Source organism: Dickeya sp. MK7, from assembly GCF_000406305.1.
Taxonomy (GTDB): Bacteria; Pseudomonadota; Gammaproteobacteria; order Enterobacterales; family Enterobacteriaceae; genus Dickeya; species Dickeya fangzhongdai.
In genome coordinates, this window is the sequence record NZ_CM001984.1 from 3,123,972 (window position 1) to 3,148,115 (window position 24,144).

Consider the following 24,144-nt stretch of genomic DNA (forward strand, 5'->3'; position numbering starts at 1 on the left):
TATGGACGTAATATGTGGTTCTTACGGTAGTGTTACTCGCTCGCCAGAATACGCGCTGGCGGCGGCGGCCTGGAGATAACGAATACCGCGCATCGCAACATCGGCGCCAAACACATACTCGCACGCGCCTTCTTTCAGATAAGAAGCGATGTCCTCGTAGTAATTGGCAAACGCTTCAATAAATCCGGCGGGGTGGCCGGCTTTAAACCGGTTGTACCGTGGCTGAGATGCGATCAGGTTATCCGGATGCGTTCTGTCGATCACATAGGAGACGCCGTTGATATTACTGAGTTTCAAATGCTCAGGGTCCATCTGCAACCATTCAGCCGATCCTTTGCTGCCATAAACCCGGATACGCAGCCCGTTGCGGTAACCCAGCGCCGCTTTGGTGTACCAATAATTGCACACTACCTGATTGGTGTAGCCAGAGATGCAGTGAACCGTATCCACCACGTCCGGGATCTCACCGAACCGATGGTGCACCGCATACACATCCTGCGCCTGCTCGCCGATGATGAAATCCACCATCTGATGGGCATGCACCCCCAAATCCAGCGACACGGTAGGGATCACGCCGTCATGCTGACGCCAGTCCTGCGGGCGCGGCACCGCCCCGCTCTTCACATGGCGCAGAAAACCTTCCTGAGGCATTTCAACCATGACCTGCCTGATTTGGCCCAGCTCGCCATCGGCGATCCGCTGTTTCAGCTCTCTGACCATCGGGTAACCGGAATAATTGAAAGTGACCAGCAGAGTCCCGTTCATTTGTTCCAGCGCATGCTGAATCTCGGCCACTTCCTCTACGCTGGTTGCCAGCGACTTCTCACAGATAACCGGCAGTTGATGCTCAATGCAGGCAATCACAATATCTTTATGCGTCGGCGTCGGCGTCAGAATGATAACCGCATCCAGTTTACTGGCTTCCGCCTGCAAAAATCCGGTCAAATCGCGGTACACGCGGTCTTCATGAATTCCCCAACTGGTGGCGGTTTGCTGATTGATGTCATCATGGCGGCTGAAAAAACCTGATACCAGTTCGAAGTGACCATCCATCTGCGAAGCAATCTTGTGCGTTTCACCGATTGCCGAATTAATGCCTCCGCCGATGAACCCGACTTTTAATGCCTCACCGTTGTTTGTCATGCTTTTCATTTCTCTTTCCCCAGAAAAGAGTGGCTCACCACCAGGTGATTTTTCAGGTTCACGGTACTTTTCAGCAACGCGGCTTCTTCATCGAAGGTCATAAACACAACGGCAGCGCGATCGCCTGGCGCCGGATTTAGCACTTCGCCGCTTTTTTTCAGCACGACACTCTCCAGTAACTCACCAGGCAACTGGTGATAACGCAGCGCGTTAAAGATCGTTTTTTCAGACACCGATACGGTATGTCTGGCGACATAATGGCGGGCTGCCGGCCGCTTATTGGCGAATGTCGACGACAGTGACAAAAAAGGCGCCACAAAATATTCCGCATAGGGGATATCGGTGGAATAACGAATCAGCTGGCAATATAAATCGCCCGGGCAACGCCGGGTCAGTTCAATCAGCCAAAAATCGTCGCCATTGGCGATAAATTGCGTATGCAGCAGGCCATCGCATAACTTCAGGTCGGCGACAATGCTGTTGATGCAGTCACTGACGGCATTTTTCAGCGTTTCACTCATTTGATGAGCAACACAACTGCTGTTCACCTGATAAGGGTAGACCGTGCAATATTCATCAACAAAGAACTCACAGACAATCTCGCCGTTACGAATAAACGCCGAATGGCTGTGCAGCGAGCCTTGCCTGAACTCTTCTATCACCACCTGACCGCTTACCGATGCCGACGCGGCCGACTGGTAAGCCGGCAGAATATCCTGCTCGCGCTGAACCTGAGTAATGCCGCGGCCACTATAAGCATCGACTGGCTTGACCAGAATCGGGTACGACAGTTGCCCCACCGATTCAATGTCACGCACCGCTTTAGGAATCGGCAGTCCTTTACGCTGCGCATAAGCACGGAACGCATCCTTTTTCAGCAGGATCGCCGTTGTCTCAACCGAATCGAAACCGGGCATGCCCAGCGATTCCGCGACCCAGGCGCCGGTTTCATAAGAAACATCCGTCACGCCGGGCAAAATAGCCTTAATATTTTCTTTTCTGACAATGCCGAGAATGGCCTCTTTGTCCGAATAATCTTCGACAATCGACCGGGTTGCCCGGATATGACCAGGATCGCCGGGTTTACCGCTGCACACACCAATCGCAACGCCCTGTTCCAGGCACGCTTCCAGCAGCGGCAGCGCAGAAAAACCCGCATCAAGCATTAAGGCATCTATAGTCGACATATCCATTCTCTGTTACCAATATTTTCTCAGGCTCCCCGCTGCGACAGGGAACGCGCACTCCCCCCTGGGGCGAGAGCAAGCCTGTCACTTAACGCACGTTTTCACTCAACGTACGCCCAATAATCTCAATGATGCGGTCCTGATCGCCGGTTTCCAGGCCTGGATAAATGGGCAGGCATAACACAGCGTTGGCGATGTCGGTCGCCACCGGCAAATTCTCGGCGCTCGCGCTGCCAAGACCGCGGTACATCGGGAAGCTGCTGATCAACGGGTAGAAATACCGGCGCGACATGATGCCGTGCTCTTTCAAGGCGTCATACAGTTTCTCGCGCACATCGAACGAGTAATCATTAACAAAAAGCGGGAAATAGGCATAATTCCAGTCAATTGAATCCGGCACGCTCAACGTCCTGATGCTATTAATCTGCGCCAGTCCGTCGCGGTAATAGCGATAAATGCGTTTTCTGTCTTCCAGCGCCTGATCGATATAATTCAGTTGCAACAAACCAAACGCCGCCTGCACTTCGTTCATTTTGCCGTTAATGCCGGGGGCGACCACGGTGGTTTCATCCGCAAAGCCGAAGTTTTTCAGATAATCGATCCGTTTCTTCATTTTTACGTCGGGACAAATAATGGCGCCGCCTTCAATGGTGTTGAACACCTTGGTCGCGTGGAAACTTAGAATCGAGAGATCGCCATAATTCAGAATACTGTCGCCATCTTTTTTCACGCCGAAAGAGTGTGCGGCGTCATAAATCACCTTCAGGCCATAAACATCCGCAATGTTCTGGATCCGATCAACATCGCAGGGAATACCATAACAGTGGACAGGCAGAATGGCGGACGTGAGCGGCGTAATCGCTTCTTCAATCTTTTTGGGATCCAGGTTGCAGGTAACCGGATCGATATCGACAAAGACAGGCTTGAGGTTATTCCACAATAACGAGTGAGACGTCGCTACAAACGAATAAGGCGTGGTGATAACTTCGCCGGTGATGCGCAGCGCCTGTAGCGCCGTCAGCAGCGCCAGCGTGCCGTTGGTGAATAAAGACAGATGCTTGACGCCCAGATACTCAGCCAGCGCTTGTTCAAGCTGCTGGTGAAAAGGCCCGCCGTTCGTCAGATATTTGTTATCCCATATCTTTTCCAGATAGGGCATAAATTCATCAAGCGGAGGCAGTAAAGGGCTCGTTACGTAGATGTTCTTGCTCATCATTCACCTGTCCTTGCGCTTATGTCGCTACGCAGTATTTTCAAATACAATTTTCGCTTTTTCTCAATCAGATGACAGACCCAGATGCCATCCAATACGATATAAAGCAATCGTTATCTCTCGAATCTTTACTTGCTCTCTGAACTTATACGGAATGCCTGAGGAGCATCGCCGGCACAATATATTTGCCATGCCCGGCGCATTGCGTTTTCAAAATATATGGATGGTGAATCCACAGAGCTAATTTTGGTGGTCATAATGCCACGCATTCCGGCCCGGATTTCGCTCAGCTTATCCAGCGAGTGACTCCAGTACCGAGCTTTTTCTATCAATTCATCGTCATCTCGCGCGATGAATTCATCCAGTCCCAGAATTCGCATAATTACACCACCTTGCCTTGATGCCATAGAATCTCCCTCACGCGTCAAGACAGGTACCCCCATCCAGGAAGCATGACCGATCGTCGTTCCACCGGTATACGGATAAGTATCTAAAAGAATATCCACCTCATGATGCATTCTCAGATATTCTTTTAAGCCAGTCCGCATGCGGAATGCTAACTGTTCATCCCTGACACCTAACTCAAGCAGCTTATTGCGCAAATAATCTATCGTTTCCTGCCCCGTCATATATCCCATAATCAATCGGGAAGTAGGCAATGCAACCAGAATTTTTGCCCACGATGTGAGGTTTTCGTCAGAAATCTTCTGTGGGCGATTGAAACTGGCAAAAGTCAGATAACCATTGTTCAAGGCGGGCAATTCATTAACGTCAGGGCTGTCTTTATCAGGCTCAAAGAATTTTATCGATGGCATACTAATAGGCTTTTCTATCAAATACTCATCCAGACCACTCTCCACAAGGAAATGCTCATCCAACAAAATATAATCAATGGCACGCATTCCCGTTGTTCCTGGGTAACCAATCCAGGTCATCTGGATTGGTGCGGGTTTCAGCGCCAGCGCCGGCAACCGGTTATAAGCCGTATGCCCAGATAGATCGATCAGGATGTCGATTTCATCTTTATTAATGAGCTTCGCCAGTTCCAGGTCGCCCATCTTGTCGACATCATGCCAGCCGGCTGCGGTCTGTTTTAGGCTCTCGGCTTTCTCATCGTTACGTTGAAAACTTGAGTAGGCATAAAGCGAGAACGCGCTTCGATCAAGCGAATTCCAGATCGGCTCCAGAAAATTCGTCACCGGATGGTTGCCAAAGTCGCCGGAAATAAAACCAATGCGCAGTGGGCGCTGGGCTGCTTTATCAAGGGAATAGGTAAACTGGCAATGATAGCGCTCAGCCGCTTCTTCCACGCGCTTACCGAATACCAGGTGCTCTTGAAACTGCGCCTGTGGCGTCACGTTGACATCGTGGGACAACCCCAGCAACAGGTTACTGTACAGATGAAACGCCTGGGGCATCAACTCAATGGTTTTACGGTGGTACTGAATAGCGTCCTTTCGCCCCAGATTATGGCAAACCATTCCCATATGACTGATAAAATTCGGATTTTCTGGTTCAATCTGCAGCGCCTTCTCCATGCATTTAAACGCTGAATCCAGGTTATGGGTGATATTCAACAAAACGGCCAGCGTATCCCACGCCAGCCCTTTTTGCTTATCACAACGCAATACTTTTCTGGTCAGCGCCATGCCTTGATGCAGTTCGTTCTTTTTCCAGAAGCATACCGCCAGATCAACATAAAAATCCCAGTTGAAAGGCATCAGGGCGATTGCTCTGGTAATGATGCTCAGCGCACCATCAAAATCACTGGTACGGACATAAGTATTCACGAAGGGATACCAAACCCACAGGTTATCGGGATAGGTACTGATAATCTCTTCCGCTTTTTTTCTGACCTCGGCAAACTGCCCCAGCGCGGTTAGCCGATCAATCTCTTCGTACACTTTCCGGTTGAGTGGTTTTCTATCCTGCGGTTTATTCTTTTTATGCGCCGATGATTTTTCCGGTTCAACAAAGCCGCCGGCATTGGTTTCACTGGTGTACATCACCAGCGACTGAATATAAACAGCAACCTGTCCGGCATCCGCCGTCACGATCGCTTCCTGCAAATAGTCTCGCCACGCGCGTGGCGTTCCCCATATCACGCCTTTATTACGCAGCGCCCAGAGCTGGCTGTAAAACGCCTTATCCTTATTCAGGGGCGATGATGACAGCTGTTGCAGGAACTGCCGTTCGTTACTATCAAGCGACACCGGCTCATGCCAGAAATTGAATGCCAAATCGGTCGTGGCAATACCGGGCAACCCGGTCAGCGTCTTATGCCGACTGTTTCGGTAAGTACAATTTCCTATCCGCGTGTAGATACCGCTGATCCCTTTCACAAACAAGTTCTTTAACGCGTCCAGTACATTCTGTCGATGATTCTCCGCCTCTTGTTCCGGCAGTTGGGTATTAAAGACCAATTGATCCAGGGTCAAACTGGCTGGCCAGGCCTCCCCCAATACATCCAGAATACTTAATACCACCGGGTTTTCCGTGCTGATGGTTTCACCGGTACCGGACGTGTGGGCATTCAACGTCCTATCGTCATCCGCTCTGACACGCTGAAAATTACCTGCCCAATTGAAGTCCATTAGTTTTGCAAGATCAGGCTCAGGCAGAATCGCCCCGGACCTTTCCTGCGGGACCAATATGCTGAATCGCTGAGAACGGTTAACGGCGAAGTCGAGGTATTGCTGGCGCAGATAGGTGGTATTTTCAGGGCAAATCGTCTCGTGCAAGCGCGAAACCTGCTCGCCGTAGTGCCCCGCCAGTTCTGTGTAGGCGCGAACATCGCCGACATAGGCAAAGCCGGTTTGGGTAATCTGTGAATAGAAATCAACGAAGTAACAAGGCTGGTTCAGCCCCTGCAGATAATGCAGCGCAAAATCCACATCGGACTGTTTTTCAGCTTGTTCAATAAAGGTTTTCAGCGCCGCATTCTGGGGGTTATCCGGAGACGTTCCCAAAGACAGGTAGGTCAGCATCGCGCGGGCGCTGGATTGTGCCGTCTTTTCATCATTGGCGAGACTGCTGTGAAGCTGAATGGCGTCCCGCAGGATCTCGCCGGTCTTCCACCCTGGATAAGTGTTGTAGCAATAGCAGACGATACCTTCCGCGGTCAGGTGCTCGCTGCAGAAACGCAGCAGCGCTTCCCGCGTCTCACCACCAATAAGACTGAACAGACCGTGGATAATGATGTAATCGAATTTCCCAGGATCGCAAGCCAGCAGAGATTCGAGGTCCAGGGCGAATAACGCGATATTGTCCAGTTCCAGCTGTTTTATCAGCGCACTGCCTTTTTCAATTTGCTCCGCATCAAGATCGATCCCGACAGACTGCGACTGTGGATTCGCCAGCGCAAAAGGCAGCAAATTGCCGCCATCCTTACACCCTATCTCAAGTACGCGCGCATTTTCCGGCGCAGCCGATTCGATGCCATACAGATGTGCGGTGGCTTGCAGATGGAAAGGTGCGGTGTAAGGAACGGGAGGGGCCATCGAACTCAATGGAGTTTTACCAGTATCTTCACCCAGGTCGTCATTATTCGCTAAAGGTTGTGTATCTGGCATGGTCACAAGGAATTTCCTTCAATACTTTATGCGGAGATAAAATTGTCTGTAGTATATAAGAAAACCCTTTTCACCAATCCCCTGAGCATCAAATTATAACTTCCCTATTTCGTCGCTTAAGAAGCCGATTTTTATTCTGATTAATTTATTTATCCCGGCTGTGTCACAAAATAAAAAAACCAACCCCGAAGGGTTGGTTTCTGAATTCATCACTGCGTGAACAGAGATTACTGCAGCAGTTTCAGAACAGTCTGCGGTACCTGGTTAGCCTGAGCCAGTACAGAAGTGCCAGCCTGCTGCAGAATCTGTGCCTTACTCATGTTGGATACTTCGGTCGCGTAGTCAGCATCCTGAATACGGCTACGTGCGCTGCTCAGGTTGTTGATGGTGTTGCTCAGGTTGTCAATGGTAGACTGGAAACGGTTCAGAGTCGCACCGATGTTCGCCTTAGCGGTGTTGATGGTCTGCAGAGCAGTATCAATCGCAGCAACCAGCGCAGTAGCGCCTGCAGCTGTAGATACGTCGGTATTGGAAGTTGTGATACCCAAGCCGCCAGAGGTGGCGTTGATCAGTGCAGAGCTACCCACGGAGATGGCATCGTTAGCAGTGGTGCCAGAACCAACCTGAATGTTGAAGCCAGTAGCAGTAACAGTGCCGTCCAGCAGCGCTTTGCCGTTGAAGTTCGCGCTGGCAGCAACACGGTTGATTTCGTCAACACGACGGTTGATTTCAGTCTGGATAGCAGTACGGTCGTTAGTACCGTTGGTGTCGTTCGCTGCCTGTACGGCCAGCTCACGGATACGCTGCAGGTTGTCGTTGATGGTGTTCAGGTTACCTTCAGCGGTCTGTACCAGAGACACACCGTCGTTGGCGTTTTTGGAAGCCTGGGTCAGACCACGAATCTGAGCGGTCATGCCGTTAACGATACCAGAACCCGCTGCGTTGTCTTTGGCGCTGTTGATAGCCAGGCCAGAGGACAGACGTTCGATAGCAGTCTGCAGGGAAGATTGTGATTTGTTCAGGTTGGACTGGGCCAACAGCGACATACTGTTAGTATTAATGACTGCCATAATTATATTCCTTTCATCTCTATTAATGGGGATGGGCTGTTGCCCCCGGTGTCATCACCGTCACTAACTGTATCGGCCGGGGTAAAACAACCTTTAGTTTTTTTTGAATTTTTCGTATACCCCGGAAAAAACCAGTCAGGCCGACACTTACGGCAAGGAGAATATAAGGAAAGGCGGCAACTTGCAGGAAATGTGAGAACCGGTCATTCTATATTCAGCAGCCTGCTATAAAATGTAGCGAGGCAGGAAAGGCGGCGTTCGACACCGTGCTTATCAGACATCATGCGTCGGCTATAGGCAGCGCGATGGCGGATGACGAATGAAAAGCGCCCGCTTCATTCTCTCTCTATACTTCATAAAATAAGGTATCTGGCGCATTGCCCAGGCTTACTGGCAAGACGCGATAAAGGTTTCATCGCAGGCGAGCCGACATACTCGGTCGATAACACAGTCATGTGGTTAGATCATGGGCATCCAACGCGTGGATACGCTGCCATAAGCTGCTGAACATCCCGCCAGCCAAACGGATACTGGCGACACACTCAATGCCTTCGGCAAGCCGAAAAACGCCCGATTACAGCTGTTGATCCCGGCATCATACGTATCGTGCCGGGATAGAATCCCGCAGACGGTTCAGGCGCGATGGAAATCACGGAGGATAACGATTACGCTGAAATTTACATTACGTCTGTAAACTTTTCGTATACAGTGCCGATAAGACTGTCAGTTCACAATTTAAACGGAAGGGTATCTCTATGGCTACGACGGTTAGCAGTACCGCAGACTACATTTCATCGGTAGGTTTGAGCCTGGCTACAACAACAAGTGGTGGATCACTGGACTTGAGCGGATTACTGACCAAGCTGCAATCCGCTGAAAGCCAAAAACTGACACCGTACACCAACAAACAAACTTCGTTAAGCGCGCAGGCAACGGCCTACAGCGCGGTTGAAGCGGCGATGAAGAGCCTGCAGAGCGCCACAACGACGCTGCAGAACATGAAGACGATCACTTCAACTGCAGTGACCAGCACCAACACTTCATTCAGCGCAACCACTAACAGTAGTGCGGTTGCCGGTTCCTACAGCATTTCCGTCAGCCAGCTTGCTCAGGCTCAGTCACAGATTTCTGGTGGTTTCAGCAGCGCCTCGACCGCTCTGGTATCAGGGGGAACCTCCAGCACCAGCAGCACGATCACGATTACTCAGGCCAGTCAGACTACGCCGCTGAAAATTACACTGACCGATGACAAAACATCATTAAATGATATCCGTGATGCTATCAACAATGCCGGCGGCAGCGTCAGTGCCAGTATCATTAATAACGGTACCAGTAATTATTTGATGCTGACGGCAAAAGATACCGGTACGCAATCCGCTATGACCATTTCAGTCAGCGGTTCGCTTTCCAGCTCGTTGGGCAGTTTTACTGAACAGGTCGCAGCTAAAGATGCGACGTTCACGCTGAACGGCATGTCCGTCACCAGTCAGAGCAACACCGTGAGTAGCGCTATCAGCGGCGTAACGTTGAATCTTAAATCAACGTCTTCCAGCACTACAGCGGAAACACTGACCGTATCATCGGATATCACCAATACCGAGAAAGCGGTTCAGACATGGGTCAGCGCTTATAATAACGTGCTGGATGTCATTAAAGCGCAGACCAACTACACCGCGCCAAGCTCGACCGAAAAGGCCAGTGGTAGCCAATCGTCAAGCAATGGCGCGCTGGTTGGTGATGGAACTATCCGCACCGTCCAGCGGCAGTTGCAGGGTTTGCTGAGTAACTTCCAAAGCAGTAGTGGTTCTCTGCACATTATGGCTGATTTGGGGATTACTCAAGATCCGACAAATAGCGGTAAACTAACCGTCGATACCACCAAGCTGGAAAGTACGCTGAAAACCAGCTCCAGCAGCGTGACACAGTTCTTTGTCGGCAACGGCACCACCACCGGATTTGCAACTCAGGCAGGAAAGTACCTGACTCAGACGCTGGACTCTAGCGATGGCCTGATAAAATCCGCCCAAAGCAGCATTAAGACCAATCAGGCTTCATTAACTAAGCAAATCGAAAGCATTCAGAATGGCATCGATTCTACAATGGCGCGTTATAAGACCCAGTTTGCTCAGCTCAATACCTTGCTGGCCAAACTAAATTCAACCAGTACTTACCTGACGCAGCAGTTTAACAAAACCAGTAGTAGTTCGAGCTAACTAAGCCAGGAATGTATGACGTGACGGGATTTACCGCACGTCATACAGTCACGAATATTATTACCTTTTTATTTATTGTTAATCGGTTATCCAACGCATGGTCATGTATAGAAAGAATGTCAGTCAGGCGTATGCTCAAGTGGGTGTGGAAAGCGCGGTAATGAGCGCCAGTCCGCATCAACTGATTGTTATGCTGTTTGACGGTACCAAGAGCGCGCTTGTCCGGGCAAGAATTCTTCTTGAACAGAATGACATCGTCGGAAAAGGGAATGCCCTTTCCAAAGCCATCGATATTATCAGTAATGGGTTGAAACTCGGACTGGATATGGAAAAAGGTGGCGAGCTGGCAGAGAACCTTTCCGATCTTTACGATTACATGGTGCGTCGGTTATTGCATGCCAATATCAATAACGATTTGCAGGCAATCATAGAAGTGGAGGCTCTCCTCGGTAATATTGCGGATGCCTGGAAACAAATTGGACCTGGTTATCAACCAACGACGGAAACGCGCTAATGGAAAACCTCTCTCCATTACTAATTGAGTATCAGGGGTTACTCAAACTCATCCGAAATATCAAGGCCATGGCGCTTAATGGATTATGGGATGATGTTGTTGAACAGGAAATAGTTTATATCCAGTCAATAGAGAGAATCAGTCAGATTACCGTTCCTGCCAATATTCCCAGCACTGTGCAATTACAGTTCCGGCAGCTTCTTCAGGACATACTGGATACGGAATCACAGGTGAAAGAGCTGCTGCAGAACAGAATGCAGGAGCTGGCGGTGCTCATCCAGCAGTCACAGAATCAAAAATCGATTAACAACACTTATGCCGAGTTCTCCAACGATATACTTCCGGGAAAACCGCAGCCCTGATTAACACTGTTCCTGTAGACGAGCCCTGACACTTCCCAGAACGGGCTCTTTTTACTTCAAAAAAATCAGGCAAAAATCAGGGGGAATAACCGTTGGTCATTCCCCCTTGTCTCGGGATGTTTGCCGAATACAACAATCATCCGATATCACAATCAATAAAAAGCAGATATAACCGGGCAGCGTTCTGCTTGCCGATTATATCGTCATATTCATGACTTCCTGGTAAGCCGAGACCAGTTTATTGCGCACCTGAACCCCCATTTGCAAAGCAATAGAGGCCTTCTGGTTGTCAACCATGACGTCATTCAGAGCGACCCCCGGCTTGCCCAACGTAAATGCTTCAGCCTGCGTCTGTGCCTGCGTCCGTGTTTCGTTGATTTTTTCGAGCGCAGCTTTCAGCTCGCCGGCAAAACCAGACTGGGACGCAACGTTGGAATCCGATCCACCGGCCGCTTTGGTTGCGGTAATCTGCATCTGCTGCAATACCGCGTCGATACCCTGAATAGACATGCCTGTTTCCTCAACTAAAGATTGAGAATGATATAAAAACCAAATAAATGATAAACATATGTATATGTAGCAAACGAACTGCGCCATCAGCGCCGTTTATTTCACATACATCTCTTTACAGGTTCAATACGCTACCATATCCATAAGGTAGTAAATCGTATAAATGACATTAAAAATGCCAGCTTATCGACCCATCAAATTTTGCGTAACGGAAAATAATGGCATGCCGGTAAATGTAGGCGATGAGTTTTTATGATTGCGCAATCAGGGAGTTCTGTTTTGTTACGTTACAACGTTACCCATATCGTTCAGCAACCAGGCAGAGATAGAGTATGAACGCCTTAACATCCGGCGCCGCAACCGGTGGGAAAAGCTTTGGCGAGATACTCAACCGTTTGCGTGCCAACCCTAAAATCCCGTTACTGATTGCTTCCGCTGCAACTATTGCGATTGTTGTCGCCCTGTCATTGTGGGCTCGCGGCCCCGATTATCGGGTGCTGTACACCAACCTCAATGAACGTGATGGCGGTAGTGTTGTCTCCGAACTGGGCAAAATGAATATCCCTTACCGCTTCACCGAAAGCGGCGCGGCCATCATGATCCCGTCGGACAAGGTTTATGAAACCCGTCTGAAGCTCGCCCAGCAAGGGTTACCGAAAGGCGGTGCTGTTGGCTTTGAACTGCTTGACCAGGAAAAATTCGGCATCAGCCAGTTCAGCGAGCAGATCAACTATCAACGCGCGCTGGAAGGCGAACTGGCGAGAACCATGGAAACCCTGGGGCCGATCCAGAATGCACGCGTACATCTGGCCATTCCCAAGCCGTCGCTGTTCGTGCGCGAACAGAAATCCCCTTCCGCCGCAGTTACCGTTACTCTGCAACCGGGCCGGGCGCTTGACGATAGCCAGATTAGCGCCATTACCTACCTGGTTTCCAGCAGCGTAGCAGGCCTGCCGGCCGACAAGGTCACCGTCGTTGACCAGACCGGTAAACTGCTGACGCAAAATGACAGTTCTGGGCGCGACCTCAATGCCGCGCAACTGAAGTATGCCAATGAAGTCGAAAGCAATTACCAGCGCCGGATTGAAGCAATTCTGACGCCTGTGGTCGGCGCAGGCAATGTCCATGCGCAAGTCACCGCCCAGATCGACTTCGCCAGCCGCGAACAGACTGATGAACAGTATCAACCTAACCAGACGCCGAATCAGGCTGCGGTGCGCTCTCAGCAAACCAGTCAGAGCGATCAGCGCGGTGGTCCTAACGTAGGCGGCGTACCTGGCGCATTATCGAATACACCGACACCGGCGCCGACCGCGCCCATTTCTACCCCGCCGGCAAATAACGCTAATAACGCGAACAATGCCAACAACGCCAATGCTAACGCGGCGGGAACCAATAACCAGACATCTTCTGCCGGCAACGCGGCCAATCAAACCTACAACAGCCGCCACGATCAGACGATCAACTATGAAGTTGATCGCACCATTCGGCACACCAAACAAAACACCGGCAATATTCAGCGTTTGTCTGTCGCTGTCGTGGTTAACTACACGCAGGGCGAGGACGGCAAGCCGGCAGCGCTCAATGATGAACAACTGAAGAAAATCGAAGCGCTGGTTCGTGAATCCATGGGATTCTCCGGTGACCGCGGTGATACCCTGAACGTGGTTAATACACCGTTCACCATTACAGACGCCACTGGCGGCGAACTGCCCTTCTGGCAGAAACAGGTGTTCTTCGATCTGCTGACCGAAGTAGGCCGCTGGCTGCTGGTACTGATTGTTGGCTGGATTCTGTATCGTAAACTGGTGCGTCCGCAGTTGCAGAGACGTGCGCAGTTGCAGGAAGCAGCCGAAGCGGCCGCCTCGTTGCGCGGTCAGGATGCGGATGTCACCGTCACGCTCAGCACGATGGAAGAAGAATTGCATCGGAAATCCGAGCAGCGGGCCCATGCAGAAATGCACAGTCAGCGTATCCGTGAACTGGCCGAAAATGATCCTCGCGTCGTCGCGCTGGTAATCCGCCACTGGATGAGTAACGAACTATGAGTCTGACAGGTACAGAAAAGAGCGCCGTCTTATTGATGACTATCGGTGAAGACCGTGCGGCAGAAGTTTTTACGCACCTCTCAACCCGCGAGGTGCAGCATCTCAGTACTGCGATGGCCAACATGAAACAGGTCTCTCAGTCTGAGTTGCTGGAAGTGTTGCGCGAGTTTGATATTGAGGCTGAGCAGTATGCGGCGTTAGGTGTGAATGCCGGCGAATACCTTCGTTCTGTCCTGGTCAAGGCATTGGGTGAAGAGCGTGCCTCCAGCCTGCTGGAAGATATCCTTGAAAGCAAGGAAACCTCTACCGGTATGGAAACGCTCAACTTTATGGAGCCGCAAAGCGCCGCCGACCTTATCCGCGACGAGCACCCGCAGATTATCGCCACCATCCTGGTGCACCTCAAACGCGCACAGGCGGCGGATATTCTGGCTCACTTCGACGAGCGCATGCGTAATGACGTTATGCTACGTATCGCCACCTTCGGCGGGGTGCAACCGTCCGCTCTGGCGGAACTGACCGAAGTACTTAACGGGCTGCTGGACGGTCAAAACCTCAAACGCAGCAAGATGGGTGGTGTTCGTACTGCGGCAGAGATCATCAACCTGATGAAAACGCAGCACGAAGAAGCGGTTATCGATGCCGTACGCGAATTCGATGGCGAGTTGGCACAGAAAATTATCGACGAAATGTTCCTGTTCGAAAACCTGGTGGAAGTGGACGACCGCAGTATCCAGCGTCTGCTGCAGGAAGTGGAATCCGAGTCTCTGCTGATCGCGCTGAAAGGTGCCGAACAGCCGCTGCGCGAGAAGTTCCTGCGTAACATGTCGCAGCGTGCGGCGGAAATCCTGCGCGACGACCTGGCAACTCGTGGCCCGGTACGTATGTCCCAGGTGGAAAACGAACAGAAAGCCATTTTGCTCATTGTACGTCGACTGGCAGACAGCGGCGAAATGATTATCGGTGGTGGTGATGACGCGTTTGTCTAATTCTTCCAGCAATCTTGACTGGCAGCCGTGGAAACTGGATGACCTTTCCGCCCCCACACCCGCTGTCGCGGATGTGGGGACGTCGGCATCGTCCTCTCCGGCTTCGCCGTCGGCGCAACCGGGAGACAACGACGTCTTCGGCATGTCTGATTTTCAGCAGTCGGAGGATGATCTGGCAACCCTGCGCGAACAGGTGCTGCAGCAGGCGCGGGAAAACGGGTTTGCCGAAGGCAAGCAACAGGGTTACGCCGCCGGTTATCAGGACGGACTCCAGACCGGCACACAGCAGGGTTTACAGGATGCGGCTCAGCAGCAGCAACCGGTTATTGCCCAGATGCAACAGATGGTCAATGAATTCCAGCAAACGCTGGACGCTCTGGACAGCGTCATTGTCTCACGCCTGATGCAGTTGGCCTTAACCGCCGCCAAGCAGGTAATTGGTCAGTCGCCGGTTTGTGACGGCACTGCGCTAATGGGGCAAATACAGCAGTTGATCCAGCAGGAACCCATGTTCAGCGGTAAGCCGCAATTGCGTGTGCACCCATCGGACCTGGATCGGGTGGAACAACACCTCGGCCCTACCCTCAGCCTTCACGGCTGGCGGTTGTTGGCAGATAACCAATTGCATCCCGGAGGCTGCAAAGTCAGCGCCGAAGAAGGGGATCTGGACGCCAGCATTGCCACCCGCTGGCATGAACTTTGCCGACTGGCAGCACCGGGAGAACTCTGATGACTGTGCGTCTTTCCCGTTGGCTCTCTTCTATTGATACGTTTGAAAAGCGTATCGCCAATACGCCTGCAATACGCCGTTATGGACGGCTGACGCGTGCGACGGGATTGGTGCTTGAGGCGACCGGCCTGCACATGCCGCTGGGTTCGACCTGCCTGATTGAACGTCAGAACGGCAATCAGGTTGACGAAGTGGAAAGCGAAGTCGTCGGTTTTAACGGCCAGAAACTATTTCTGATGCCGCTTGAAGAAGTCGAAGGGATCATCCCGGGAGCCCGGGTCTATGAACGCGTTGGTCTTTCCGGCAGCAGTCAGGGCAAGCAGCTACCGCTGGGTCCGGCATTGCTGGGCCGCGTACTGGATGGCAGCGCCAAACCGTTGGATGGTTTTCCTGCGCCTGATACCGGCTACACCGCGCCACTGGTGACCGCGCCGTTCAACCCGCTCCAGCGTACGCCGATTGAACACGTTCTGGATGTCGGCGTGCGTGCCATCAACGCATTGCTGACGGTGGGCCGTGGTCAGCGTATGGGGCTTTTCGCCGGTTCCGGTGTTGGTAAAAGTGTGCTGCTCGGAATGATGGCGCGCTATACTCAAGCCGATGTGATCGTAGTCGGCCTGATCGGGGAACGTGGGCGCGAAGTTAAAGACTTCATTGAAAACATTCTCGGCACCGAAGGGCTTGCGCGCTCTGTGGTGATCGCCGCCCCGGCGGATGTCTCTCCCCTGCTGCGTATGCAGGGCGCAGCTTATGCTACGCGCATCGCAGAAGATTTCCGCGACCGTGGTCATCATGTATTGTTGATTATGGATTCGCTGACGCGTTATGCGATGGCTCAACGTGAAATCGCACTGGCGATTGGCGAACCGCCGGCAACCAAAGGTTACCCGCCTTCGGTTTTCGCCAAATTGCCTGCGCTGGTAGAGCGTGCGGGCAACGGTATTTCCGGCGGCGGTTCAATCACCGCGTTTTATACGGTGCTGACCGAAGGCGATGACCAGCAGGACCCGATCGCCGACTCGGCTCGCGCCATTCTGGACGGCCATATCGTGCTGTCCCGCCAATTGGCAGAGTCCGGACATTATCCGGCTATTGATATCGAAGCGTCTATTAGCCGTGCGATGACGGCGTTGATAGATGAAAACCATTATTCTGCGGTAAGGCAATTCAAGCAGTCGTTATCCAGTTATCAGCGCAACCGCGATCTGATTAATGTCGGCGCTTATGCCGCCGGTAGCGACCCGCTGCTTGATCGGGCAATACAGCTTTATCCGCAGATGCAACATTTTTTGCAGCAGGGAATGTTTGAGCGAAGCTCATTTGAGGAAGCCTGTCAGGCACTGGATAACATTTTCCCGTATAATCGGTAGGAGGGTGAATGAGAACTCAATCTACCTTCGTCATGCTGCGTGATTTGGCCCAAAAAGAGGTCGATGCTGCGACAACGCATCTGGGTCAGGTACAAAAAGCCTATTTGCAGGCTGAACAGCAACTTAATGCGTTGTTAGGTTACCATGATGATTATCGCCAGCGGCTTAATGACTCAATGACCGAAGGCATGGCCAATACCTCCTGGCAAAATTATCAGCAATTTATTTTGACTCTGGAAAAAGCGATTGAGCAGCACCAGCATCAGTTATTAAATTGGACTTCTCGTTTGAATCAGGCGATGAAAGCCTGGCAGGAAAAGCAGCAGCGACTGAATGCATTTAGTACATTGCAACAGCGTGAACAGACTAAAATGCTGGCGCACGAAAATCGCCTGGAACAAAAGCGGATGGATGAATTCGCCCAACGCGCATCAATGAGGAAAACATAATTATGAACTTGCCAGCAATGCCGATCACCACAACGACTGATGCAAGCACAACTGCGCCTCAGGGGAATTCCTTACTTGCGCTGCTGGGCAAAGACCAGCTACCGGAAAATTTTGTTCAGTTGCTCTCGCAGAAACTGTCAACGGCACAGTCCGCCAAAAAAACCATTATCAGCGATCAGGAAAGCGCCGATTTCAAAGACGCACTGGCAAAAAGCGGCATTGAAGCAAACAGTGACGAATTGAATGCCATTCTGGGCGCCTTGACTAAAGGGACGTTGACGCTGGCTGACTTGCAATCAGGCAATTCCCTTGAATCGCTGCTGGCCAAGGCTCAGAAGAAAGTCAGTGCAAAGGACGAGAAAGCGACTGATACCGATGCGCTGGCTATGCAAGCGTTGTTTGCCATGATTCCGGTACAAACTACGGCGCAGACAAAAGCGGCAACTGAAGGCACGGCGTCCAACCCGTCTTTATCCGATGGATTGAGTGAGTTGAAAAACGGCAAGACCGACAACAGCGTGTTGAGTTCGTTGCTGGGTTCGGCAAAAACCGGCGATTCATCGTCACAAGGCGATTTTGCACTGAAAGCATCCGCAACAACGGATAGCTCGACAGCATCATCCCTGACTGCCGTGAGCACCTCTGCCGCGGCCAAAAATACCGGATTGCAGGCAGTTGACCAGTCCAAAGATAGCACTCTGCTGACATCCCGTAAGGAAGACAGCGCCAGTAATCCGATAGCCGCATCGGCACCGACCGATGCCAGCGCCAACTCGTCATTGCAGACGCTGTCGTCGCTGTTCGCCAGCAACGCCACGCCAACGCAACCCGCAGCCCAGCACGTAACCAGCCAGATCAACGCGCCGCTGGGTACTCAGCAGTGGAATGATGCGCTGGGTCAGCAGGTCGTGATGTTTAGCCGTAACGGGCAGCAGACCGCTGAGCTGAAACTTCACCCGGAAGAGTTGGGCTCACTGCATATCATGCTGAAAATCGAAGATAATCAGGCGCAAATTCACCTGGTTTCCGGTAACAGCCAGGTGCGTTCCGCACTGGAGTCCGCCCTCCCCCACCTGCGCAGCGCGATGGCCGAGAGCGGTATCAACCTGGGGCAGAGCAGTGTAGGGTCGGATGCCAGCAGTTGGCAGCAGTCACAGCAGCAAGTGGCAAGCAACGCCAATGGTAACGGCGGCGGCAACGCCTCGTCTTATCAGCAGCAATTCGGCCAATCCGAGCATACCGCCGCCGAAGTTGAACCGCTGGCGGTACCGGCACAGCTGCAGTCAATGGCAACAGGTATTAATGGCGTCGATATCTTTGCCTAATGAAGAAGTTAACGCTTTTTTTATTGTTTATTCATTGTATTGAAGCGGTGAATAGGCGGGATAATCGTGATATCACGCATTTATCTAATGGCTGACTTTGCCATTAGATACTGATAAATAACAGGATATATCATTGGCTACGTCTAATAAGAAAGCCCAGTCAGGCGGTAATAAGAGGTCCCTCTGGCTGATACTCTTGATTGTTATCGCCCTGGCAGCCACTGCCGCAGCGGGTGCCGGCTGGTGGTTATTGAGTCAGAAAAAAGCCGAAACGGCAGCTAGCGAACCGCCTCCGCCGCCAGCGCCGGTGTTCATGCCTTTGGATACATTCACCGTTAACCTGTTATCTCCGGATAACAACCCGGATCGGGTGCTGTATGTGGGGATCACCCTGCGACTGCCGGATGAAGCGACCCGTGCGCGCCTGACCAATTATCTGCCGGAAATTCGCAGTCGTTTGATTATGCTGTTTTCTCGTCAGAGCTCGTCTGTTCTGGCAACGGAACAAGGCAAGCAAAAACTGGTTGAAGATATCAAGCAGGTATTAAGCCCACCGCTGGTTCCTGGACAACCTAACCAGGTAGTCAGCGATGTCCTGTTCACTGCTTTCATTTTGCGGTAATCACTATGGGTGACAGCATTCTTTCACAGGCAGAGATTGACGCTCTGCTAAACGGTGACAGTGGCGATAGTAGCGCTGATGCCAGCAACGCTGCTTCGCAGAAAGACGGGGATGTCAAACCCTACGATCCCAATACACAACGGCGCGTCATTCGTGAACGTCTGCAGGCGCTGGAGATCATCAACGAACGTTTTGCACGTCAGTTCCGTATGGGGCTGTTCAACCTGCTTCGTCGTAGCCCGGATATTACTGTCGGTGCTATCAAGATTCAGCCGTATCATGAGTTTGCGCGTAACCTGCCGGTTCCGACCAACCTCAACCTGATACATCTGAAGCCGCTGCGCGGCACGGCTCTGTTTGTGTTCTCCCCCAGCCTGGTCTTTATTGCCGTGGACAACCTGTTCGGCGGCGACGGTCGTTTCCCCACCAAGGTTGAAGGTCGTGAATTTACGCATACCGAGCAGCGTGTTGTGCGCCGGATGCTTAAACTGGCGCTCGAAGCTTACAGTGATGCCTGGAATGCGATTTATAAGTTAGATGTGGAATATGTGCGTTCGGAAATGCAGGTAAAATTCACCAACATCACCACATCGCCGAACGATATCGTGGTGACGACCCCTTTCCATCTGGAAATCGGGACCTTGACCGGTGAATTCAGTATCTGTATTCCGTTCTCCATGATTGAGCCTTTACGCGAATTGCTGGCTAACCCGCCGCTGGAGAACTCTCAGCAGGAAGACCAGCATTGGCGTGAAACACTGGCAAAGCAGGTACAGCACTCGGAGCTGGAGCTGGTCGCCAACTTTGTCGATATACCGGTTCGACTGTCAAAGGTTTTGAAACTCAAACCCGGAGATATTTTGCCGATTGATAAACCTGAACGCCTGGTGGCTCATGTTGATGGCGTGCCGGTGCTGACCTGTCAATACGGTACGTTAGATGGTCAATATGCCTTGCGTGTTGAACACTTGATTAACCCCATTTTAAATTCTCTGAATGACGAGGAACCGCTCAATGAGTGACATCAAGAAACCGTCCGAAGAAACGGATTCCGTGGACGATCTGTGGGCTGATGCATTTAGCGAGCAGCAGTCGGCAGAAAAAAGCGCGCCGGGTAGTACCGAAGGTATTTTTAAGAACTTTGATGTGCAGGACACGCAGGGTTCAATGCAGGATATCGATCTGATTCTGGATATCCCGGTCAAACTGACGGTCGAGCTCGGTCGCACCAAAATGACCATCAAAGAGTTGCTGCGTTTGTCGCAGGGCTCCGTGGTAGCGCTGGACGGCCTGGCCGGTGAGCCGCTGGATATTATGATTAACGGATATCTGATTGCTCAGGGTGAAGTCGTGGTCGTCTCTGACAAGTATGGCGTACGTATCACCGATATTATTACGCCGTCAGAACGTATGCGCAGGTTAGGCCGTTAATGACGGGTACCGCACAACAGACTGTCTCTACCATTCAGCAGCCGCCCGCGGCTGCTGAATCCGTTATTTCCGGCGGCGCGCTGTTGTCGCAAATCGGCACCGCCTTGTGCGGTGTGCTGTTGTTGATCTTGCTGGTCGCCTGGCTGTTACGCAAACTGGGTATCGCGCCGCAGGTCAAAAGCGGCAATGTTATGAAAGTGGTGTCGTCTTGCCTAGTCGGGCAACGCGAACGTATCGTGATTGTTGAAGTCGACGATACCTGGCTCGTATTAGGGGTAACCGCCCAGCAGATCACCCATTTACATACCCTGCCCGCGCGTCCCGTTGGCAACGCAGCGGCATCGGCAGAAAAAATTGCGCCAGCCGATTTTCTCCAGTTTCTCAAGAAAGCGACCACGCGTCCGGAAAAAACCGAATGAGTACCACCCTGCGTCCGACTTCTTTCTCCGCATGGCTGCGCCTGCTACGTTATCCTGCGGCTTCCATTCTGTTCATGATCGCCCCCCATGCACTGGCGCAGTTGCCCGGTATTATCAGCCAGCCCCTGGCTAACGGCGGGCAGAGCTGGTCATTGCCGATTCAGACGTTGGTTTTCATCACATCGCTGAGTTTTATTCCGGCGGTATTGCTGATGATGACCTGTTTTACCCGTATCATCATCGTCCTGAGCCTGCTGCGCAACGCATTGGGAACGCCAACCGCGCCGCCCAACCAGGTGTTGCTGGGACTGAGTCTGTTTCTGACTTTTTTTGTGATGTCTCCGGTACTGAACCGTATCTATGACGAAGCCTATCGTCCGTTCAGTGAAGATAAAATCAGTATGGAAGTGGCTATCGAAAAAGGCTCGCAGCCGTTGCGTGAATTCATGCTCCGGCAAACCCGGGAAGCGGATTTGGCTTTATTTACCCGTCTGGCGCAGATTCCCTCACTGCAAGGCCCGGAAGCGGTTCCGATGCGGGTACTGGTGCCGGCTTATGTTACCAGCGAGCTAAAAACCGCCTTTCAGATCGGTTTTACGATTTTCATTCCTTTCCTGCTGATCGACCTGGTTGTAGCCAGTGTACTGATGGCGCTGGGTATGATGATGGTTCCCCCGGCCACCATCTCGTTACCATTCAAGCTGATGCTCTTCGTGCTGGTTGACGGGTGGCAATTGTTGCTGGGGTCGCTGGCCCAGAGTTTCTATACTTAGTCGATGCGGTTACTGCTGTTCACCACATCAGAGGAATGCCTGTATGACTCCTGAATCCGTCATGGCTTTAGGCTATGAAGCAATGAAAATAGCGCTGATGCTGGCAGGCCCTCCTCTTGTCGCCGCACTGGTCAGCGGCTTGATTATCAGCCTGCTCCAGGCAGCCACACAAATCAACGAAATGACCCTGTCATTCATTCCCAAAGTGCTGACGGTATTTTTCACGCTGGTGGTTGCCGGCCCCTGGATGCTCAGCGTCATTCTTGATTATATGCGCACAATGTTCAGCCAATTTCCCAACATGATTGGATAGACATGGTCACCCTCAGCAGCATCGACATGATCGGTTGGTTCAACCAGTTTTTCTGGCCACTGGTCAGGATCCTCGCGCTTATTAGTACCGCGCCGATCTTTAGCGAACGCTCTATCACTCGTCGGGTAAAGATCGGTCTGGGAGTGCTGATCACTATTGTCATTACACCGAGCATTCCCCATACCTCGATTCCAATATTTTCCGCGGCCGGTGTCTGGATGCTATGTCAACAGGTGTTGATAGGCGCGATGCTGGGCTTTGCTATGCAACTGGCGTTTGCGGCTATCCGTCTGGCCGGTGAGATTATCGGTCTGCAGATGGGGCTTTCGTTTGCGACCTTCTTTGACCCCAGCGGCGGCCCAAATATGCCGGTGGTTGCACGATTCATGAACTTGCTGGCGTTGCTGCTTTTTCTGAGCATGAATGGGCATCTATGGTTGATATCGCTGCTGGTTGACAGTTTTCACACCATCCCCATCAATGCCGAACCGATCAGCGGTAACGTATTTATGACCCTGGCCGAGGCTGGCGGAAGGATATTTTCTAACGGGCTGATGCTTGCCCTGCCCCTCATCACACTGCTGCTGACTATCAACATGGCGCTTGGCTTATTAAGCCGGCTCGCGCCACAGCTAACCATCTTTGCCATCGGCTTTCCCATCACCCTCTTCGCCGGGATCATCACCGTGGGTTTTCTGATCTTCCTGCTCTCGCCTTATGCAGAAAAACTGTTCGGCGAAACCTACGATTTATTGACTGACTTATTAAGCCGCTTTGCCGGGTAACCCGCCCATTCGTTCGGTATCTTCCTCCACCTTACCTGCGGCTTATCCAAAATGGCCTGATTCGCATTGCGAAATACACGGCAAAAAAAAGCATGTCATCTTATTAAGGATGACATGCCAAAAAGAATACGCCCGGTTTAAGCGTATCCAAATACGGGTCGCTATTCCGTTTTATTTATTAAGCTGGAACAGCGAAAGACTTTGCATATCGCTAAAGGCTTTATATGAAGCCTGCAGAGACTGTTGTTGCATCATATATGTGGAGATGGTCGCAACCATATCGATGTCAACCAGGTCGCTCAATGTCTGTTTGTTCGCCGTAGTACGATCGGTACCAATGCTATCCAGCGTGTCGATCTCCTGCAGTTGAACACCCAGCGTTGCCTGCGCAGAAGACACGTTAGTCAGCGCGTTCTTGAGGCTCTGACTGGCTGCGCTCATTGATGCAGTATTGGCACTCTTCACAGCATCAGTGGCGCCTTCCAGCGGAGTTTCCAGCGCGCTAATCGCGCTATCCAGCGCACCGAAGATGTCCGCGGTACCGCTCGCGTTGTTAAATACGTCGGAACCAATATGCCCGACAGACATGATACGGTCCGCATCCACTTGCTGGGAAATAGCCTGATTACCACCCACATAGCTAACGGTGCCGGACGCATTGGTAGTAAACGGCTGAGAGTCGGTCTTGTAGCCACCGAAAACATAGCTGCCATTACCATCCGTACTGTTTGCCAGATTGAGCAATTGAGATTTCAGGCCGCGCAGAGAGGTTGCAATAAGCTGGCGATCGTTATCATTCTTTGTACCGTCCGCGCTTAACAGCGTCGTGCTGGCCGAGGTCAATGCGGTCGCCACGTTGGTCAGCACAGACAATTCGCTATTCATGCCATTTTCAGCAAAGGTGCGCGCCAGCGTATATTGCTCGTTTTGTGCCTGCGCCTGGTTGACCATAACTGCCTTGGACGCCGCTATCGGGTCATCAGAAGGGGTTAACACGCGAGTGTTGCTGGCAAGCTGCTGGCCCGTTTTGCTGAAGGATGACAATCCATCTGTGACGCCTTGCATGCTCTGCTGAAAAATAATACTGGTACTCAGTCGCATAACTT

General features: G+C 51.8%; 23 protein-coding genes. 16 read left to right on the top strand and 7 right to left on the bottom strand.

What is annotated here, in order from left to right; genetic code table 11:
• Positions 1-21 precede the first annotated feature (21 nt).
• The 5 genes from DXXMK7_RS13425 to DXXMK7_RS13445 form a co-directional block, all read right to left on the bottom strand.
• Entirely contained in the window at positions 22-1,152 is a 1,131-nt protein-coding gene (locus DXXMK7_RS13425; RefSeq protein ID WP_038919548.1) for a Gfo/Idh/MocA family protein, read from the bottom strand.
• Positions 1,149-2,330: an acetyl-CoA carboxylase biotin carboxylase subunit family protein gene (locus tag DXXMK7_RS13430; protein WP_049842390.1), complete on the bottom strand. Its 1,182-nt coding sequence runs from the start codon at positions 2,328-2,330 to the stop codon at positions 1,149-1,151. Before DXXMK7_RS13430 ends, DXXMK7_RS13425 begins: the two co-directional genes overlap by 4 nt.
• A gap of 88 nt (positions 2,331-2,418) precedes the next feature.
• Complete coding sequence (locus DXXMK7_RS13435; protein WP_038921034.1) at positions 2,419-3,543, bottom strand: DegT/DnrJ/EryC1/StrS aminotransferase family protein; 1,125 nt, start codon at positions 3,541-3,543, stop codon at positions 2,419-2,421.
• Positions 3,544-3,671: 128 nt separating this feature from the next.
• Positions 3,672-7,115, bottom strand: coding sequence for a methyltransferase regulatory domain-containing protein (locus tag DXXMK7_RS13440; protein WP_050570001.1), 3,444 nt, complete (start codon positions 7,113-7,115; stop codon positions 3,672-3,674).
• A 227-nt stretch (positions 7,116-7,342) separates the two neighbouring features.
• Positions 7,343-8,185, bottom strand: coding sequence for a flagellin (locus DXXMK7_RS13445; protein ID WP_038667952.1), 843 nt, complete (start codon positions 8,183-8,185; stop codon positions 7,343-7,345).
• 755 nt (positions 8,186-8,940) lie between these two features.
• Between DXXMK7_RS13445 and fliD the strand changes: the two genes are divergently transcribed.
• From fliD to fliT, 3 genes are all read left to right on the top strand, one after another.
• Positions 8,941-10,398, top strand: a complete 1,458-nt coding sequence (gene fliD / locus DXXMK7_RS13450) for a flagellar filament capping protein FliD (protein ID WP_049842389.1) — start codon at positions 8,941-8,943, stop codon at positions 10,396-10,398.
• Between the two features lie 103 nt (positions 10,399-10,501).
• Entirely contained in the window at positions 10,502-10,912 is a 411-nt protein-coding gene (fliS, locus tag DXXMK7_RS13455; protein WP_038919550.1) for a flagellar export chaperone FliS, read from the top strand.
• Positions 10,912-11,274 (top strand): flagellar protein FliT, encoded by a 363-nt coding sequence (gene fliT / locus DXXMK7_RS13460; protein WP_038667946.1) that lies wholly within the window; start codon positions 10,912-10,914, stop codon positions 11,272-11,274. The genes fliS and fliT overlap by 1 nt, the downstream gene beginning before the upstream one ends.
• A 195-nt stretch (positions 11,275-11,469) precedes the next feature.
• On the opposite strand, the gene fliE is transcribed toward fliT, so the two are convergent.
• Positions 11,470-11,784, bottom strand: a complete 315-nt coding sequence (gene fliE / locus DXXMK7_RS13465) for a flagellar hook-basal body complex protein FliE (RefSeq protein ID WP_038667944.1) — start codon at positions 11,782-11,784, stop codon at positions 11,470-11,472.
• Positions 11,785-12,116: 332 nt separating this feature from the next.
• On the opposite strand from fliE, the gene fliF reads away from it, so the two are divergent.
• The 13 genes from fliF to fliR all read left to right on the top strand — a co-directional run bounded on the left by fliF (position 12,117) and on the right by fliR (position 23,038).
• Complete coding sequence (fliF, locus tag DXXMK7_RS13470) at positions 12,117-13,832, top strand: flagellar basal-body MS-ring/collar protein FliF (RefSeq protein ID WP_038919551.1); 1,716 nt, start codon at positions 12,117-12,119, stop codon at positions 13,830-13,832.
• Positions 13,829-14,821, top strand: coding sequence for a flagellar motor switch protein FliG (fliG, locus tag DXXMK7_RS13475; protein ID WP_013318489.1), 993 nt, complete (start codon positions 13,829-13,831; stop codon positions 14,819-14,821). Before fliF ends, fliG begins: the two co-directional genes overlap by 4 nt.
• Positions 14,796-15,551 carry a flagellar assembly protein FliH gene (fliH, locus tag DXXMK7_RS13480; protein WP_123130512.1) on the top strand — a complete coding sequence of 252 codons (756 nt, stop codon included), beginning with the start codon at positions 14,796-14,798 and terminating at the stop codon, positions 15,549-15,551. Before fliG ends, fliH begins: the two co-directional genes overlap by 26 nt.
• On the top strand, positions 15,551-16,921 hold the full coding sequence (fliI, locus tag DXXMK7_RS13485) for a flagellar protein export ATPase FliI (protein WP_038919552.1): 1,371 nt from the start codon (positions 15,551-15,553) through the stop codon (positions 16,919-16,921). Before fliH ends, fliI begins: the two co-directional genes overlap by 1 nt.
• Before the next feature lie 8 nt (positions 16,922-16,929).
• Complete coding sequence (fliJ, locus tag DXXMK7_RS13490; RefSeq protein ID WP_038919553.1) at positions 16,930-17,370, top strand: flagellar export protein FliJ; 441 nt, start codon at positions 16,930-16,932, stop codon at positions 17,368-17,370.
• Between the two features lie 2 nt (positions 17,371-17,372).
• Positions 17,373-18,695, top strand: coding sequence for a flagellar hook-length control protein FliK (locus tag DXXMK7_RS13495; RefSeq protein ID WP_038919554.1), 1,323 nt, complete (start codon positions 17,373-17,375; stop codon positions 18,693-18,695).
• Positions 18,696-18,828: 133 nt separating this feature from the next.
• Complete coding sequence (fliL, locus tag DXXMK7_RS13500; protein ID WP_038919555.1) at positions 18,829-19,317, top strand: flagellar basal body-associated protein FliL; 489 nt, start codon at positions 18,829-18,831, stop codon at positions 19,315-19,317.
• A gap of 5 nt (positions 19,318-19,322) precedes the next feature.
• Positions 19,323-20,339, top strand: coding sequence for a flagellar motor switch protein FliM (fliM, locus tag DXXMK7_RS13505; protein WP_038667932.1), 1,017 nt, complete (start codon positions 19,323-19,325; stop codon positions 20,337-20,339).
• Positions 20,332-20,748, top strand: a complete 417-nt coding sequence (gene fliN / locus DXXMK7_RS13510) for a flagellar motor switch protein FliN (RefSeq protein ID WP_038919556.1) — start codon at positions 20,332-20,334, stop codon at positions 20,746-20,748. Before fliM ends, fliN begins: the two co-directional genes overlap by 8 nt.
• On the top strand, positions 20,748-21,167 hold the full coding sequence (gene fliO / locus DXXMK7_RS13515) for a flagellar biosynthetic protein FliO (protein ID WP_038919557.1): 420 nt from the start codon (positions 20,748-20,750) through the stop codon (positions 21,165-21,167). Before fliN ends, fliO begins: the two co-directional genes overlap by 1 nt.
• Positions 21,168-21,241: 74 nt before the next feature.
• Positions 21,242-21,940, top strand: coding sequence for a flagellar type III secretion system pore protein FliP (gene fliP, locus DXXMK7_RS13520; protein ID WP_369831436.1), 699 nt, complete (start codon positions 21,242-21,244; stop codon positions 21,938-21,940).
• Positions 21,941-21,983: 43 nt separating this feature from the next.
• Positions 21,984-22,253, top strand: a complete 270-nt coding sequence (fliQ, locus tag DXXMK7_RS13525) for a flagellar biosynthesis protein FliQ (RefSeq protein ID WP_013318499.1) — start codon at positions 21,984-21,986, stop codon at positions 22,251-22,253.
• Between the two features lie 2 nt (positions 22,254-22,255).
• Positions 22,256-23,038 carry a flagellar biosynthetic protein FliR gene (fliR, locus tag DXXMK7_RS13530; protein WP_038919560.1) on the top strand — a complete coding sequence of 261 codons (783 nt, stop codon included), beginning with the start codon at positions 22,256-22,258 and terminating at the stop codon, positions 23,036-23,038.
• Positions 23,039-23,209: 171 nt separating this feature from the next.
• On the opposite strand, the gene flgL is transcribed toward fliR, so the two are convergent.
• A complete protein-coding gene (gene flgL / locus DXXMK7_RS13535) occupies positions 23,210-24,139 on the bottom strand; it encodes a flagellar hook-associated protein FlgL (RefSeq protein WP_038919562.1) in 930 nt (309 codons plus the stop codon).
• Positions 24,140-24,144: the final 5 nt, after the last annotated feature.